Here is a 15,686-nt window from a genome sequence, read left to right as displayed (position 1 = left end):
GACAGCTTCCGACGGACGGGCGACAGGCACCCGCCGGATGGGCGCGCAGGCGTCCGGCGCGCAGGCGTCCGCCGGACGTGCGACACGCACCTGGCGGACGTGCCGAGGGCCCGGTGGACGGTGGACCCGCACCCGTCGGACGGCCTCCGCCGGAGGCGCCGCCGGACGCGCGACGGCCCCCGGTGGGGGAGGGACCCGCACCCGTCGGACCGCGTCCGCAGGATGCGCCGGCGACGCTCGCAAGGCCCCGCGGGCCGAGGGGCGCGCACCCGGCGGACGCGCGGTCAGCCGACGGCCGCCGGTACGGCGGGCTCCGCCGCCGCGGCCCGGGCGATGTTGCGGGCCATGCCGCCGAACACGACGGCGTGGAAGGGGGAGACGCCCCACCAGTAGGCCTGGCCGAGCAGCCCGTGCGGGTGGAACAGGGCGCGCTGGCGGTAGCGGGTGCGGCCGGCCGCGTCCGTCTCCGCGTACATCTCCAGCCAGGCCAGACCCGGCAGCCGCATCTCGGCCCGCAGCCGCAGCAGGTGCCCGGGCTCGATCTCCTCCACCCGCCAGAAGTCCAGCGACTCCCCGACCCGCAGCCGCGCCGCGTCCCGCCGCCCGCGGCGCAGTCCCACCCCGCCGACCATCCGGTCCAGCAGGCCGCGGGCCGCCCAGGCGAGCGGGAAGGAGTACCAGCCGTTCTCGCCGCCGATCCCCTCGATCACCCGCCACAGGGCCGCCCGCGAGGCGTTCACGGGCAGCTCGCGGCAGTCCGTGTACAGGCTTCCGCCGGCCCAGCCCGGGTCGGTCGGCAGCGGGTCGCTGGGGGCGCCGGGGACGGAGGCGGAGGACCAGCGGGTGGTGACCCGGGCGTCCCGCACGCGCCGCAGGGCCAGCCGTACCGCCTCGTCGAAGCCGAGCGGGTGACCCGGCGGATCCGGCACGTACCGGGCGATGTCGTGCTCGTGGCAGACCACCTCGTGCCGCAGCGACTCGGTGAGCGGCCGGGCGATCGAGGCGGGCACCGGCGTGACCAGGCCCACCCAGTGACTGGACAGTCCGGGGGTGAGCACGGGGACCGGCAGGATGAGCCGGCGCGGCAGGTCCGCCGCGGCGGCGTAGCGGATCATCATGTCGCGGTACGTCAGGACGTCCGGCCCGCCGACGTCGAAGGACCGGTTCACGGTCGCGGGCATCCCGGCGCTGCCGACGAGGGCGCGCAGCACGTCCCGCACCGCGACGGGCTGGATCCGGGTGTGCACCCAGCTCGGGGTGATCATGACGGGCAGACGCTCGGTGAGGTAGCGCAGCATCTCGAACGAGGCCGAGCCGGAGCCGATGACGACCGCGGCCCGCAGCACGGTGGTGGGCACGCCGCTGTCCAGCAGGATGCGGCCCACCTCGGCACGCGACCGCAGATGCGGCGACAGTTCGTGCTCCGGCACGCCCGCCGGGGTGAGACCGCCGAGGTACACGATCCGGCGCACCCCCGCGGCGCGGGCCCGCTCCCCGAAGATCCGCGCGGCCCGCCGGTCGGTCTCCTCGAAGTCCTCGCCCGTGCCCAGCGCGTGCACCAGGTAGTAGGCGACGTCGACCCCGCGCATCGCCTCCGCGACCGACGCGGCGTCCGTCACGTCACCCCGGACCACCTCCGCCCGCCCCGCCCAGGGGTGGTCGCGCAGCCGCTCCGGCGAGCGCGCCAGACAGCGCACCCGGTGCCCCGCGGCCAGCAGTTCCGGCACCAGCCGGCCGCCGATGTAGCCCGTGGCGCCGGTCACCAGGCAGAGCGGTCCCGCGGCGCCGCGGTCGTCTTCGGTCATGAGTCCTCGGTCCTTCACCTCGACGGCCCCCGGTCATGGATTCCCCACGGGGGCGGCCCGTGGATGCGGGCACCGGGGTCCGTGCGCACGATCGGATGATCGCGGGCAGCGACTACGCTGACCGCGTGGCCACAGCGAACGACCGTGAGCGGCACGCCGGGGGAGACCTCCCGCAGGCGGCCGCGGCACCGACCGACCTGCACGCCTTCGCCGTCCGGCTGCGGCGGATGAACGGCGAGATCAACCGGCTGGTGCACGGGTTCGCCGCCGGTCACGGGCTGCACGCCACGGACGTCCAGGCACTCGCCGCGATCCTCGACGCGGAGGAGCCGATGACGCCGAAGCGCCTGCGCGAGCACCTCGGCCTCACCTCGGGCGCCGTCACCGCCTGCGTGGACCGGCTGGAGCGCGCGGGGCACATCCGCCGGGTCCGGGAGAGCGCGGACCGCCGGGTCGTCCACCTGTACTACGCGGCCGACGCGCGGTCGGCCGCCCGCACCTACTTCCGGCCGCTCGCCGAGGCCACCGAGGCCGTCCGGTCGCGCTTCACCGAGGACGAGCTGTCGGTGGTGCTGCGCTTCCTCACCGCCATGGGCGAGGAGCTGTCCGGGACGGCGCGCCCCGCCCGCTGACGGCGCCCGGGCCGGCGCGCGCCCGCCCGCTGACCGCGTCCGGGACGACACGCCCCGCCCGCCGACCGCGTCCGGAACGGCGCCGCCCGCCGACCGCGTGGCGGGGCCGCATCCGGGGACCCACCGACGGCGGAAGAACAGATGCGTTTACGATCACCCGGACAAGTAACTCGATCATTGAGATTATTTGTCATCGAGATACCTGCCCTCCGCTGGGAGAACGATGTCCGTCACCCCCCGACGCGCCCGCTGGCTCGTCCCCCTTCTGCTCGTCGCCGTATGGCTCGGAGCGGGCGGCTTCCTCGGCCCCTACGCCGGGCGCCTCGGCGAGGTCGCCACGAACGACCAGGCGGCCTTCCTGCCGCGCAGCGCCGAGTCGACCGAGGTGATCACCGCGCAGCGGGCTTTCCGCCAGGACGAGACGCTGCCCGCGGTCGTCGTCTGGACCGGTGACCGCGACACCGCGCTCCAGGACCGGCGCGCGGCCGCCGACCGGGCGCTGGCCGCCCTCGCCGGCACCCCCGGCGTGACGGGCCGGGCGTCGCCGGCCCTGCTCTCCGAGGACGGGAAGGCCCTCGAGGGCGTCGTCCCCCTGCGCCCCGACCTCGGCGACGACCTCCCCGCGACCCTCGACCGCGTCCGCGCCGCCGCCGAACGCGTCCCGGGCACCACGGTCCACCTGGCCGGGCCGGCCGCGAGCCAGGCGGACCTGTCCGACGCCTTCGCCGGCATCGACGGCCTGCTCCTCGCCGTCGCGCTGGTGGCCGTGCTGGTCATCCTGCTGCTCGTCTACCGCAGCGTGCTGCTCCCCCTGGTGATCATCCTCGGCGCGGTCTTCGCCCTCGGCCTGGCCTGCGCCGTCGTGTACGTCCTCGCCGACCACGACCTGGTGCGCGTCGACGGACAGGTCCAGGGCATCCTCTCCATCCTGGTGATCGGCGCGGCCACCGACTACGCCCTGCTGCTCACCGCCCGCTTCCGCGAGGAACTCGCCCCGGGCGCCGACCGGTTCGCGGCCGCACGGGCCGCGCTGCGGCAGTCCTGGGGCGCCATCGTGGCCAGCGCCGCGACGGTCGCCCTGGGGCTGCTCGCCCTGCTGCTCAGCGACCTGACCAACAACCGGGCGCTGGGGCCGGTCGGAGCCGTGGGCATCGCCGCCGCCGTCGTCAGCGCGCTGACGTTCCTGCCCGCCGTCCTGGTCCTGCTCGGGCGTGCCGCGTACTGGCCCGCGAAACCCCGTCCGGCCGACGGGCGCGGCGCCGGGGCCGGCGTCTGGCGCCGGGTCGCGGACGTCGTCGACCGGGCGCCCCGCACGGTGTGGGCGGTGTCGCTGGCCGGACTCCTCGCCTGCGCCGCGTTCGCGCCCACCCTCGCCTCACGGGGCGTGCCGCTCGACGAGACCTTCGTCAACGACGCCCCGTCCGTGTCCGCGCAGCGCACGCTCGCCCGGCACTTCCCCGGCGGCTCCGGCAACCCCACGGTGGTCATCGCCGACGCCGGACGCGTCGAGCGGGTGGTGACCGCGGCCGAACGGACCGAGGGAGTCGCCTCGGCGGCGCCCGTCGGCGCGTCGGGGCGGCCCGGCGGCGAGCCGCTCGTCGTCGACGGACGGGTCCGCGTCGACGTCACCCTGAGCGCGGCGGCCGACAGCGAGGCGGCCCAGGACACCGTGGCGCGGCTGCGCACCGCCCTGCACGCGGTGCCCGGCGCGGACGCCCTGGTGGGCGGCTACACCGCGCAGCGCTACGACACCCTGCGCACGGCGGAACGGGACCGCACCCTGATCGTGCCGGTCGTCCTCGCGATCATCTTCCTCGTCCTGACGGTGCTGCTGCGCTCCCTGCTCATGCCCGCCCTGCTCGTCGCCACCGTCGCCCTGAACTTCCTCGCCACCCTGGGCGTCTCGAGCCTCGTCTTCCGGCACGTGTTCGGATTCACCGCCACCGATCCGTCGGTGCCGCTGTACGGGTTCGTCTTCCTGGTGGCGCTGGGCGTCGACTACAACATCTTCCTGATGTCCCGGGTCCGCGAGGAGTCGCTGCGGCACGGCGTGCGCGAGGGCGTCCTGCGCGGCCTGGTCACCACGGGCGGCGTCATCACCTCCGCCGGCGTGGTGCTCGCCGCCACCTTCGCCGCGCTCGGCGTGATCCCGCTGGCCTTCCTCGCGCAGATCGCCTTCATCGTCGCCTTCGGCGTGCTGCTCGACACGCTCGTGGTGCGCTCCCTGCTGGTGCCCGCGCTGGTCCGGGACATCGGCGCCCGCGCCTGGTGGCCCGGACGCCTCAGCCGCGACCGGTTCCCGGACGGCCGGCGTCCGGCCGCGGAAAGCTGAACATGCTCACGCCGATCCCGGGCACGCGCAACATACGGCAACTGTTCGTACCGAACCGGGAGGTGTCTGCCGCTATGGGCGCGAAGGTGTTGGAGCGTTTTCCTGCGGGGGCTCCGCGCGGATCGTGGCCGGCGGAGGAGTACGCGGCGCGACGGCGGGCCGAGGGCGAGCCCGCGACCGTGGTCATGGACCTCAAGTCGGACGCGTTCCTCGTCGTGGTGCCGGCGGGCGACGACGACTGACACGGCGCCGGGCACGGCCGGACGGCGAGGGCCGGGGTTCCGCCCTCACCGTCCGGCCGCGCCCAGCGCCCGCGCGGTCCGCACGAACACCTCGTGCAGGTCCTGCGCGGCCTGCGGCACGGCGTCCGCCCGGCGGCGGCGCAGCATCAGCAGCACCTGGGTCGTCTCCCCCTCGATCGGCCGGTGCGTGAGGGCGCCGCACCGCTCCAGGGGGTCCCCGACCACGCTGAAGTCGGGCAGGACCGTCGCCCCGAGCCCCTCGGCCACCATCAGCTTGCCCATCTCCGCCCCGTCGGTGGTGTACGCGAACGAGGGCCCGCCGCCGTCCAGGAGCCGATGGACGTAACGGTGCATCACGTACCCCGACCGCATGCCGATCAGGGGCACCCCGAGCAGGTCGTCCACCGACACCGACGCCCGGGCCGCGAGCGGGCTGTCGGGCCGTACGCACACCACCGGCCGCCCGCGCAGCAGTTCGGTCGACTCGAACTCGGCGGGCATGTCGTCGCCCTCCAGGTGGTTCACCAGTCCCAGGTCGAAGCCGCCCTCCAGCAGGACGCGGTGGATGTCCGTCTGCTGGGCGGCCACCACCTCGACCTGCGTGACCGGATGCGCGGCGCGGAACTCCCGCACCGCCGGGACCAGCAGCGGCGCGGTCGCCGCGTTCACCGTGCCGACGCGCACCATGCGGCTGATGCGGTGCTGTTCGCCCGCCGCGGCGCGCAGCCGGTCCACCGCGTCCAGGACACCGATGATGTGGGGCAGCAGCTCCCGGCCCGAGGCGCTCATGGTGGCGCCCGACCGCTTGCGCTCCAGCAGATCCACCCCCAGTTCGCGCTCCAGGTTGCGCACGGTCTCGCTCAACGCGGGCTGCGACAGGCGCAGTTCCTCGGCGGCCCGGCGCAGCGAACCGAGCCGGGTGACCGCCGCCATGTATTCCAGCTGTTCTGTCCGCACGCCGGAAGAATGCGGGCGCATTCCCCGCCGGTTCAAGGGTTTCCCTGTCACACCTTCGTGAAATTCAATGGTCCGCGATACGAGACCGGTCGGGTTTTCCTTGACTGCCGCGACCGGCGACTGCCACGATCGTCGGCATGAAGATGCGACTGGACCTCACGCGGCGACGCCATGTCGACCTCGCCCGCGTCTCCAGCGCCTCCTGTTGCGCCGCGGCCTGATCGCCCTCCCCTCTTTCCGGATCCGTCGCGATCACCCGCACCTCCCGCCTGAATTCACCGCGCTCCTTCGTGAATTCGGCGTGCCTGAAAACCTTTCGCAACAGGAGTACCGCATGTCCGCGCCCGTGAAATTCGCCTACTGGGTCCCCAACGTCAGCGGAGGACTCGTCACCAGCAGGATCGAGCAGCGCACCGACTGGGGCTACGACTACAACCGGGAACTCGCCGTCCTCGCCGAGAACAACGGCTTCGACTACGCGCTCAGCCAGGTCCGCTACATGGCCGGTTACGGCGCCGAGTACCAGCACGAGTCGACCAGCTTCAGCCTCGCCCTGCTGCTCGCCACCCAGCGCCTGAAGGTCATCGCCGCCGTCCACCCGGGCCTGTGGCACCCCGGCGTCCTCGCCAAGCTCGGCGCCACCGCCGACCACCTCTCGAACGGCCGCTTCGCCGTGAACGTCGTGTCGGGCTGGTTCAAGGGCGAGTTCACCGCCCTCGGCGAACCCTGGCTCGAGCACGACGAGCGGTACCGCCGCTCCGAGGAGTTCATCCGCGCCCTGCGCACGATCTGGACCGAGGACCACGCCGAACTCGCCGGCGACTTCTACCGGCTGCGTGACTTCTCCCTCAAGCCCAAGCCCCTGAACACGCCCGGGCGGCCGCACCCGGAGATCTTCCAGGGCGGCAACTCCACCGCCGCCCGCGGGATGGCCGGCCGGGTCGCCGACTGGTACTTCTCCAACGGCAAGGACTTCGACGGGGTGACCGAACAGCTCGCCGACATCCGCGCCTCCGCCGCCGAAGCCGGGCGCACACCGCCGAAGTTCGGACTCAACGGGTTCCTCATCGCCCGCGACACCGAGCGCGAGGCCCGCGAGACGCTCAGGGAGATCGTCGCCCGGGCCGACACCGAGGCCGTCGAGGGCTTCGGCGCCGCCGTGCGGCAGGCGGGACGGTCCACCACCGACGGCAGGGGCATGTGGCAGGACTCCTCGTTCGAGGACCTGGTCCAGTACAACGACGGCTTCCGCACCGGACTCATCGGCACCCCCGAGCAGATCGCCGAGCGCATCGTCGCCTACAAGAGGCTCGGCGTCGACCTCCTCCTCCTCGGATTCCTCCACTACCACGAGGAGGTCGAGTACTTCGGCAAGCGCGTGCTGCCCCTCGTGCGCGAACGGGAGGCCCGGCTCCCGGACGCGGAGCCCGAGTCCCTCCCCATCCACGCCTGACGGTCCCCCCCCACCCGGCACCCCGACCGCTCCCGCCGGGCGCCCGCCACGCACGGGCCCCCGCCTCCCAGAAAACGAGGACCCATGGCCACCGTCCTGTCCGTCTCCGGCAGCCCCTCCGCCTCCTCCCGCACCGGCCGCCTGCTGCGCCACCTCGACCAGCGGCTCGCCGCCCAGGGCCACGAGGTGATCCCCCTCGACGTCCGCACGATCCCGGCCGAGGCCCTGCTCGGCGCCGACTTCCGCCACCCGGCGATCGTCGAGGCCACCGACCTGTTCGCGCGGGCCGACGGCGTCGTCGTCGGCACCCCCGTCTACAAGGCGTCCTACTCCGGGGTGCTCAAGGCGCTCCTCGACCTGCTCCCGCAGTACGCGCTCACCGGCAAGGCCGTCCTGCCGCTGGCCACCGGCGGCTCCACCGCCCACGTCCTGGCCATCGACTACGCGCTGCGGCCCGTCCTGAACTCCATGGGCGCCGCCCACATCACGCAGGGCTGGTTCACCCTCGACAAGGACATCGCCGTCCACGAGGACGGCACGATCACGGTCGCCCCGGCCGCCACCGAGGCGCTCACCCAGGTCGTCGACCAGTTCTCGGCCGCCCTCGGGCGGACCCCGTACCTGGCCGCCGCGAGCTGACCCGTGACCGCCCACGTCATCGCCGACGACGCCGAGGCCCTCGCCGTCGCCTCAGCCCTGGCCGACGAGTTCCGCGCGGGCGCCGGCGCGCGGGACGCCGAACGCCGGCTGCCGCGCGCCGAGCTGGACCGGCTGTCCGCCTCCGGACTGCTCGCGGTCACCGTCCCCGCCGACCACGGCGGCGCGGACGTGACCGCACAGACCCTCGCGGAGATCTTCCGCCTCCTCGGCGGCGCCGACGGCAGCATCGCCCAGATCCCGCAGAGCCACTTCGTCTACGTCAACGTGATCCGCCGTCAGGGGACGGACGAGCAGCGGACGTTCTTCTTCGCCGAACTGCTCGCCGGCCGTCGCTTCGGCAACGCCCAGTCCGAGGCGGGCACCCGGCACGTCCAGGACATCAGGACCCGCCTGGAGGCCCGGCCCGACGGCTCCTACGTCCTGAACGGGACCAAGCACTACTCCACCGGCGCCCTCTTCGCCGACTGGATCCCGGTGCTGGCCCGCACCGGGGACGACAAGCTCCAGGTGGCGTACGTCCCCGCCGACGCCCCCGGTCTGACGGTGATCGACGACTGGGACGGCCTCGGCCAGCGCACGACGGCCAGCGGCACCGTCCGGCTCGACTCCGTGCCGGTGCCGGCCGACCGCGTCCTGCCGCACCACCTCACCTTCGAGGGCCCCCAGCTCCACGGCGCCGTCGCGCAGCTGCTGCACGCCGCGATCGACGCGGGGATCGCCGCCGGCGCGCTCGCCGAGGCGGCGGAGTTCGTGCGGACGAAGAGCCGGCCCTGGTTCGAGAGCGAGGCCGAGACGGCCGCCGGGGATCCGCTGCTGATCCAGCGGTTCGGCGAACTCGCCCTCCAGGTGCGGGCGTCGGAGGCGCTGCTGCGGGAGGGGGCCCGCGCGGTCGACGCGGCGCGCGCCCGTCTCACCGACGACACGGCCGCCGAGGCGTCCGTCGCGGTCGCCGCCGCGAAGGTGCAGGCGGCACGGGCCGCGGTGGAGGTCTCGAGCGCGCTGTTCGAGGTGGCCGGCACCCGGTCCGCGCTCGCCTCGCTGAACCTGCACCGGCACTGGCGCGACGCCCGCACCCACACCCTGCACGATCCGACCCGCTGGAAGATCCAGCACATCGGCCGCTACGTGCTCAACGGCACCAGGCCGCCCCGCCACGGCCTCCTCTAGCGACCTTCTCGATCGGAGACCTCCGCATGTCCCTCACCTTCCACTGGTTCCTGCCCACCAACGGCGACAGCCGCCATGTCGTCGGCGGCGGCCACGGCACGCCGGCCACCGCCGCCGGACGGGACCGGCCGCCGACGGTCGCCTACCTGAGCCAGATCGCCCGCGCCGCGGAGGACCTCGGCTTCACGGGCGCGCTCACCCCGACCGGCGCCTGGTGCGAGGACGCCTGGCTGACCACCGCGATGGTCAGCCGGCACACCGAGCGGCTGAAGTTCCTGGTCGCGTTCCGGCCCGGCTTCGTCTCGCCGACGCTCGCCGCGCAGATGGCCTCCACCTTCCAGCGGCAGACCGGCGGACGGCTGCTGCTGAACGTCGTCACCGGCGGCGAGAGCCACGAACAGCGGGCCTACGGCGACTTCCTCGACAAGGACGACCGCTACCGCCGCACCGGAGAGTTCCTGGAGATCGTCCGGGGGCTGTGGGAGGGCAAGAGCGTCGACCTGCGGGGCGAGCACCTCCGGGTCGAGGACGCGAAGCTGGCCCGGGTCCCGGACCCCGTGCCCGAGGTGTACTTCGGGGGCTCCTCGCCGATCGCCGGAGAGATCGCGGCCCGGCACGTCGACGTCTACCTCACCTGGGGCGAGCCGCCCGCGCAGGTCGCCGAGAAGATCGCCTGGATCAGGGGGCTCGCGGCGCGGCACGGCCGCACCCTCCGGTTCGGCATCCGGCTCCACGTCATCACCCGGGACACCTCCGCGCAGGCGTGGGCGGAGGCGGACCGGCTGCTCGACGGGTTCGACCCGCAGACCGTGAGGTCCGTGCAGGCCGGGCTCGCGCGCAGCGAGTCCGAGGGGCAGCGGCGGATGCTCGCCCTGCACGGCGGGCGCCGGGACGAACTGGAGATCCATCCCAACCTGTGGGCCGGGATCGGGCTGGTCCGGGGCGGCGCGGGAACCGCGCTCGTGGGCAGCCACGAGGAGGTGGCCGAGCGGATCAAGGAGTACGCGGCGCTCGGCATCGAGGAGTTCGTGCTGTCCGGGTACCCGCACCTGGAGGAGGCGTACTGGTTCGGGGAGGGGGTGCTGCCCCGGCTGGCCGGGGAGGGGCTGTGGAGGCACCCGTTCCGCACGGAGGCCGCCGCTTCGGCGCAGGTGCCGTTCGCGAGCTGACCGACCGGATCCGCCCCGACGACTCCCCGGACCGGAGGCCAGGGCCTAAAGAGCGACGAGGGCGTCCAGGTGGGCCCGGCGCGACTCCGACGTCTGGCCCTGGACCATCAGGAACAGGGCCTCCCGCGCCAGTCGCTGGGCCCTGTTCGCCAGCAGCATGGAGCGGCCGCCGCCCGTCACCACCGCCGCGGTGGTCGCCGCCTGCACCAGCCCGTACGCCCGCGTCCTGAGCGCCAGGCGTTCCTCCTGGTGCTCGTCGGGCGCCGCCTCGTCGGCCAGGGCGTAGGCACGGCGGCGCACCTCGGCCAGCCGCCCGCGCAGGGCGGCCGCCGTGTCCTCGTCGAGCAGGGCCAGGGCGGCCTCCGCGACGCCGAAGACCGCCGGACTGGCGTTGAGCGTCCTGAGGCGGTCCGTCGCCGACCAGCGCTCGATCGGGGTGCGCAGGGCCACCGCCTCCTCCGGCAGCCACAGGCCGTCCAGTTCCAGGGAGACCGTGCGCGAAGCGGTGAGGGCCGCCAGAGGCATCGGCTCCGAGGCCCGCAGGCCCGGCTGCTGCCGCGCCCGTGTGAAGGCGAACAGGGCCTCGCCCTCCTCGGTCACCCCGGCGAGCAGCATCACGTCGTTCAGGCCCCACCCCGTGTACCAGGGCACCGTCCCGTCGAAGCGCCGTCCGCCCCGCTCCCGGGTGACCCGGACGGGGACGCGCGGGTACGCGCGCAGGTGGGCGTACGCCACGCCCGACAGCAGCTCACCGCGCGCCAGGCGGCCCAGCAGACGTTCGCGCACCGGACCCTCGCCGCTCGCCAGCGTCAGCACCGGGGTGTGGTGCTGTGTCTGCACGAACCAGGTCGAGCAGCACGCCCCGGCCAGGATCTCCGCCGTCTCCCGGATCACCGCGGCGGGCGCCGCGGCCCCGCCGTACTCCACCGGTGCGTTCAGCCCGAGCAGTCCCGAGCGCCTGATCTCCGTCAGGTGCCCCAGGGGCACCTCCGTCCGGTCGACCTGTGCGGCGTGCGGGGCGAGGAGGCCGTCGGCGAGGCGGCGGGCGCGTCCGACGAGGGGATGGGGAGCGGTCATGACCGGAATTCTTCCGCGTGGCGCGGCGCGGGTGTCGGTGCGGGGCGCCGCTGTTCGTGTAGGAGGTGGGGGGAGAGCGACGACATCGAGGAGGACGACATGACGTACTACCTGCTCAGCGTGGTCCAGCCGACCGGCGGTCAGCCGCCGTCCGCCGCCGGGCTGGACGAGATCGTGCGCCGTGTCGCGGCCTTCGACGACGAACTGCGCGCCGCCGGGGCCTGGGTCTTCTCGGGCGGGCTGCACGCGCCGGAGACGGCGACCGTGCTCCGTCCCGAGGGTGACGGGGTGCTCGTCACCGACGGTCCGTACGCCGAGGGCGAGGAGTACCTCGGGGGCCTGTGCCTGATCAAGGCGGCCGATCCGGAGGAGGCCCTGGAGTGGGGCCGCAAGGCCGCCCTGGCCACGACCCTCCCGGTCGAGGTGCGTCCGTTCGCGGACACGCACTGAGGCCGGAGACCCGCCGGCGGGTGACGCCGTCGGCGCGGAGGCCGTCTTCCGCGCGGAGCGCGGCCGGGCCGTCGCCGTCCTCGTCCGCTGCCCCGGCGACATCGGCCCCGCCGGGGCAGCGCTCCGGGAGGCCTTCACCCCGTCCGTGCGGCGCCGGCCGGAGACCGGGGCGCCGCCCGGCCCCGCCGGACGGATCGTCACCACCGCCCGTGACCGGGCGATCGGCCGGCCGTGCCGCGAGGCCGTCCGGGACGTCGGGACGCCGAGGGTTCCCCACGGTCCGCGCCGAGTCGCTGCGCCGCGTGCGAAGGGGGAGGACCCGCCCGGTGACGCCCCGCCGGACCCACTCGGCCGAAACGCGGACGACTTCGCCTCGCGTGCCGTCCGCACGCCTCCCCCCGGCGTGATCCGCCCGCTGACCCGACGCCAACCCGATCGCCCCGTCGCCGAGTTGACTGGTCTATACCCTTGACTGGTACAGACCAATGCGGTTGAGTGTGCCTCCACACCCCCCCACCACGGCCGCCCACCACGCCGTGCACGGTTCGTCCGCCACGCGCACCGGGCCGAGCTCCGTCCTGCCCCGTCCGGTGAACGGCCGTGCTCCACGAAGGAGTTGGTCTCGTGTCGAGGCGCCGTATTTCCGCTCTCGTGACCGCGCTCGTCATCGCCGGCGCGGCACCGGTCCTCCTGCCGGCCGCGAACGCGTCGGCCGCCACGTGTTCGAGCTACCCGAACTGGGTCGCCGGCAAGGCGTACCGCACCGGTGACATCGTCCGCTACACCGACGGCAAGGCGTACATCGCCGAGCACGACAACCCCGGCTACGACCCGACCATCAGCACCTGGTACTGGGAGCCGTACGCCTGCGACAGCGGCCCCGGCACGCCGGCCGGCCGCTTCGTGGTCACCGAGGCCCAGTTCAACCAGATGTTCCCGAGCCGGAACGGCTTCTACACCTACAGCGGCCTCACCGCCGCGCTCAGCGCCTACCCCGGCTTCGCCACCACCGGCAGCGACACCACCAAGAAGCAGGAGGCGGCGGCCTTCCTCGCCAACGTCAGCCACGAGACCGGCGGACTGGTGCACGTCGTCGAGCAGAACACCGCCAACTACTCCCACTACTGCGACTGGAGCCAGTGGTACGGCTGCCCGGCCGGCCAGGCGGCCTACTACGGACGCGGCCCGATCCAGCTCAGCTGGAACTTCAACTACAAGGCCGCGGGGGACGCGTTGGGCATCGACCTGCTGAACAACCCGTGGCTGGTGCAGAACGACGCGGCCGTGGCCTGGAAGACGGCCCTGTGGTACTGGAACACCCAGTCCGGCCCCGGCACCATGACCCCGCACAACGCCATGGTCAACGGCGCGGGCTTCGGCCAGACGATCCGCTCCATCAACGGTTCCCTGGAGTGCGACGGCAAGAACCCGGCGCAGGTGCAGAGCCGTGTCTCCAAGTACCAGCAGTTCACGCAGATCCTCGGGGTCGCCCCGGGAGGCAACCTCTCCTGCTGACCGGGCCTCCGGCGGTGTGCGACACTCCGCCGATGACCTCCGAGACGATCACCGCGGACGCCGCGGGCAGCTGGAAGATCGGTGACCTGTCCGTCAACCGCGTCGGCTTCGGCGCGATGCGGCTGACGGGCAGCGCCGCCTTCCACTTCGGGACGCCGAGGGACCGCGACCGCTCGATCGCCGTGCTGCGCGAGGCGATCGAGCTCGGCGTGAACCACATCGACACGGCAGCCTTCTACTTCTCCTCCCTCCGCTCCGCCAACGAAATCGTCAACAGCGCCCTGTCCCCGTACCCGGACGACCTCCTCATCGCCGTCAAGGTCGGTCCGTTCCGCGACTACGCGGGGGAGTGGGGCACCTCGGCCCGCCCGGAGGACCTGCGCGGCCACGTCGAGGAGAACCTGCGCCAGCTCGGCCGCGACCATCTCGACCTCGTCTACCTGCGCCGCATGCGCCAGGACTCGATCGCCGAGCACTTCGGCGCCCTCGCCGACCTGCGCGAGGCCGGTCTCGTCCGCCACCTGGGGCTTTCCGACATAGAACCCCGTCATCTGGCCGAGGCCCGGGCCATCGCCCCGGTGGTGAGCGTCCAGAACCGCTACGGCCTCGACGACCGCCCGCCCGCGACCGAGGAACTCCTGCGCGTCTGCGGAGCCCAGGGCATCGCCTTCGTGCCCTTCTACTCCATCGCGGGAGAGGCCGGGCCGCAGGGCGCGACGTCCGCCCACGGCGACGTCGTGCCGGCGGTGGCCCGCGCCCACGACGCGAGCCCCGCCCAGGTGAGGCTCGCCTGGAGCCTGGCCCGGGGCCCGCACGTCCTGGCCATCCCCGGCACGGGCGACCCCGCCCACCTCCGGGAGAACGTGGCGGCGGGCGCGCTGCGGCTCACGGAGGGAGAGCTGGCGGCCCTCGACGACGTGCCCCCGCGGGCGGATTGAGCGAGGCGCCGGGGCAGGACGTCACACGACCCACGCCCCGTCCCGCATGAGGTGGCGCCCCGGCATCTCGTGCACCTCCCGCCAGGCCTGCACCGCACGCGGCCGCACCCTGAACCAGCCGTAGGACGCGTCGTCCTCGCGGGGATCCCAGCCCGTCTTCGCGAGGAACGCGCCGGCCGCCCCCGCCGGCACCTCCCGCGCCGTGAAGGTCTCCACCTCCCCGTCGATCAGGACGACGTCCCGCGTCGACCCGAGCGCCAGCCGTGCCCGCCGGCCGTCCCGCAGGTTGCGGCCCGTGGGGTTGGTGAGCCGGGTCGACAGCCACAGGTGCTCGCCGTCCCACACGAACCAGAGGGCGACGAGACACGGCACCGCGTCCGCGTCCGCCGTCGCCACCCAGATGTCCGGTTCCTCGGCCAGCCGGCCGAGGACGTCGCGCTTGCGCTGCTCGGGCCCGCGGGGCGGCTCGGTGATCTCCATGCCGGCGACGCTAGCCGCGGTCCCGGCCACCCGCCTCGGCCCCCGGTCCCCCTTCGCCTCGGACTCCGGTCCTGGGCGGGACGCACGGGCTCATCGGCACCCCGCTGCCCCCCGGGCCACCCCGCTGTCCCACGGGGCACCCCGCTGCCCCACGGGGCGCGCCGCGCCGGACGGGCCGGCGCCCCGAGCCGGCCTTCCCGGGGCCGCCCTCGGCCGGCCTCACCGGTGAAGGCGGCCGTCGTGTGCCAAGAGGCGCCCGTCGTGCATCACGAGGCGCCCGTCGCGCACCACGAGGCGGCCGGAGGACCGGGAGACTGGCGCCGCGCAAGTTTTACGTATAACCTCTGCTGATCCGCTCTTCCGGAAGGCCCCGATGTCCCACATCGCCCTGGTCACCCTCGTCGTGGACGACTACGACGAGGCGATCCGCTTCTACACCGAGGCCGTCGGCTTCCGCCTCGTCGAGGACGCGCCGCGGCCCGACGGCTCGCGCTGGGTCGTGGTGCGCCCGGGGGACCGTCAGGACGGCACCGGACTGCTCCTCGCCCGCGCCAAGGGCGACGCCCAGCGCGGCCGGGTCGGCGACCAGACCGGCGGCCGCGTCGGCTTCTTCCTGTACACCGACGACTTCGCCGGCGACCACGCGCGGATGCTCGCCGCCGGCGTGACCTTCCTGGAGGAGCCCCGGCACGAGCCGTACGGCTCCGTGGCCGTCTTCCAGGACCTGTACGGAAATCGCTGGGACCTGCTCCAGCCCGCCGGCTGATCCCCGGCCGCACCCCCGAACCGCCCCGATCGAGGAAAGACCC

General features: G+C 74.1%; 16 protein-coding genes. 12 read left to right on the top strand and 4 right to left on the bottom strand.

The features are described 5' to 3' along the window. Positions 1 to 284: 284 nt before the first annotated feature. Complete coding sequence (locus ACH4F6_RS20355) at positions 285 to 1,805, bottom strand: SDR family oxidoreductase (protein WP_397961638.1); 1,521 nt, start codon at positions 1,803 to 1,805, stop codon at positions 285 to 287. Positions 1,806 to 1,930: 125 nt separating this feature from the next. Between ACH4F6_RS20355 and ACH4F6_RS20350 the strand changes: the two genes are divergently transcribed. The 3 genes from ACH4F6_RS20350 (at position 1,931) to ACH4F6_RS20340 (ending at position 5,011) form a co-directional block, all read left to right on the top strand. After that, positions 1,931 to 2,437 carry a MarR family winged helix-turn-helix transcriptional regulator gene (locus ACH4F6_RS20350; protein ID WP_397961637.1) on the top strand — a complete coding sequence of 169 codons (507 nt, stop codon included), beginning with the start codon at positions 1,931 to 1,933 and terminating at the stop codon, positions 2,435 to 2,437. A gap of 223 nt (positions 2,438 to 2,660) precedes the next feature. Then, complete coding sequence (locus ACH4F6_RS20345) at positions 2,661 to 4,769, top strand: MMPL family transporter (protein WP_397961636.1); 2,109 nt, start codon at positions 2,661 to 2,663, stop codon at positions 4,767 to 4,769. A gap of 2 nt (positions 4,770 to 4,771) precedes the next feature. Then, on the top strand, positions 4,772 to 5,011 hold the full coding sequence (locus tag ACH4F6_RS20340) for a hypothetical protein (protein ID WP_397961854.1): 240 nt from the start codon (positions 4,772 to 4,774) through the stop codon (positions 5,009 to 5,011). Positions 5,012 to 5,056: 45 nt separating this feature from the next. Here ACH4F6_RS20340 and ACH4F6_RS20335 read toward each other — a convergent pair whose 3' ends face one another. Beyond that, entirely contained in the window at positions 5,057 to 5,968 is a 912-nt protein-coding gene (locus tag ACH4F6_RS20335) for a LysR family transcriptional regulator (protein ID WP_397961635.1), read from the bottom strand. 137 nt (positions 5,969 to 6,105) lie between these two features. Between ACH4F6_RS20335 and ACH4F6_RS20330 the strand changes: the two genes are divergently transcribed. From ACH4F6_RS20330 to ACH4F6_RS20310, 5 genes are all read left to right on the top strand, one after another. Beyond that, on the top strand, positions 6,106 to 6,189 hold the full coding sequence (locus ACH4F6_RS20330) for a putative leader peptide (protein ID WP_350760414.1): 84 nt from the start codon (positions 6,106 to 6,108) through the stop codon (positions 6,187 to 6,189). A 113-nt stretch (positions 6,190 to 6,302) separates the two neighbouring features. Continuing rightward, positions 6,303 to 7,421: a dimethylsulfone monooxygenase SfnG gene (gene sfnG / locus ACH4F6_RS20325; RefSeq protein ID WP_397961634.1), complete on the top strand. Its 1,119-nt coding sequence runs from the start codon at positions 6,303 to 6,305 to the stop codon at positions 7,419 to 7,421. An 84-nt stretch (positions 7,422 to 7,505) separates the two neighbouring features. Next, on the top strand, positions 7,506 to 8,060 hold the full coding sequence (gene ssuE, locus ACH4F6_RS20320; RefSeq protein WP_397961633.1) for an NADPH-dependent FMN reductase: 555 nt from the start codon (positions 7,506 to 7,508) through the stop codon (positions 8,058 to 8,060). Between the two features lie 3 nt (positions 8,061 to 8,063). Continuing rightward, positions 8,064 to 9,248 carry an SfnB family sulfur acquisition oxidoreductase gene (locus tag ACH4F6_RS20315; RefSeq protein WP_397961632.1) on the top strand — a complete coding sequence of 395 codons (1,185 nt, stop codon included), beginning with the start codon at positions 8,064 to 8,066 and terminating at the stop codon, positions 9,246 to 9,248. 26 nt (positions 9,249 to 9,274) lie between these two features. Then, the gene (locus tag ACH4F6_RS20310) at positions 9,275 to 10,417 is read left to right on the top strand and encodes an LLM class flavin-dependent oxidoreductase (protein ID WP_397961631.1); all 1,143 of its coding nucleotides are present in this window, start codon (positions 9,275 to 9,277) and stop codon (positions 10,415 to 10,417) included. A gap of 45 nt (positions 10,418 to 10,462) precedes the next feature. Here ACH4F6_RS20310 and ACH4F6_RS20305 read toward each other — a convergent pair whose 3' ends face one another. Further along, positions 10,463 to 11,494: an acyl-CoA dehydrogenase family protein gene (locus ACH4F6_RS20305; RefSeq protein WP_397961630.1), complete on the bottom strand. Its 1,032-nt coding sequence runs from the start codon at positions 11,492 to 11,494 to the stop codon at positions 10,463 to 10,465. Between the two features lie 99 nt (positions 11,495 to 11,593). On the opposite strand from ACH4F6_RS20305, the gene ACH4F6_RS20300 reads away from it, so the two are divergent. The 3 genes from ACH4F6_RS20300 to ACH4F6_RS20290 all read left to right on the top strand — a co-directional run bounded on the left by ACH4F6_RS20300 (position 11,594) and on the right by ACH4F6_RS20290 (position 14,397). After that, a complete protein-coding gene (locus ACH4F6_RS20300) occupies positions 11,594 to 11,944 on the top strand; it encodes a YciI family protein (RefSeq protein ID WP_397961629.1) in 351 nt (116 codons plus the stop codon). A gap of 624 nt (positions 11,945 to 12,568) precedes the next feature. Then, positions 12,569 to 13,459, top strand: a complete 891-nt coding sequence (locus tag ACH4F6_RS20295) for a glycoside hydrolase family 19 protein (RefSeq protein WP_397961628.1) — start codon at positions 12,569 to 12,571, stop codon at positions 13,457 to 13,459. A gap of 32 nt (positions 13,460 to 13,491) precedes the next feature. Next, on the top strand, positions 13,492 to 14,397 hold the full coding sequence (locus tag ACH4F6_RS20290) for an aldo/keto reductase (RefSeq protein WP_397961627.1): 906 nt from the start codon (positions 13,492 to 13,494) through the stop codon (positions 14,395 to 14,397). Between the two features lie 21 nt (positions 14,398 to 14,418). Here the strand turns inward: ACH4F6_RS20290 and ACH4F6_RS20285 are convergent, their stop codons facing one another. Beyond that, a complete protein-coding gene (locus ACH4F6_RS20285; RefSeq protein ID WP_397961626.1) occupies positions 14,419 to 14,877 on the bottom strand; it encodes a pyridoxamine 5'-phosphate oxidase family protein in 459 nt (152 codons plus the stop codon). A 373-nt stretch (positions 14,878 to 15,250) separates the two neighbouring features. Here ACH4F6_RS20285 and ACH4F6_RS20280 point away from each other — a divergent pair, with 373 nt between their 5' ends. Further along, entirely contained in the window at positions 15,251 to 15,643 is a 393-nt protein-coding gene (locus tag ACH4F6_RS20280) for a VOC family protein (RefSeq protein ID WP_397961625.1), read from the top strand. Positions 15,644 to 15,686 lie beyond the last annotated feature (43 nt).

Source organism: Streptomyces sp. NPDC017936 (assembly GCF_044328485.1).
GTDB lineage: Bacteria > Actinomycetota > Actinomycetes > Streptomycetales > Streptomycetaceae > Streptomyces.
This window is presented reverse-complemented; position numbering and strand designations above follow the sequence as displayed.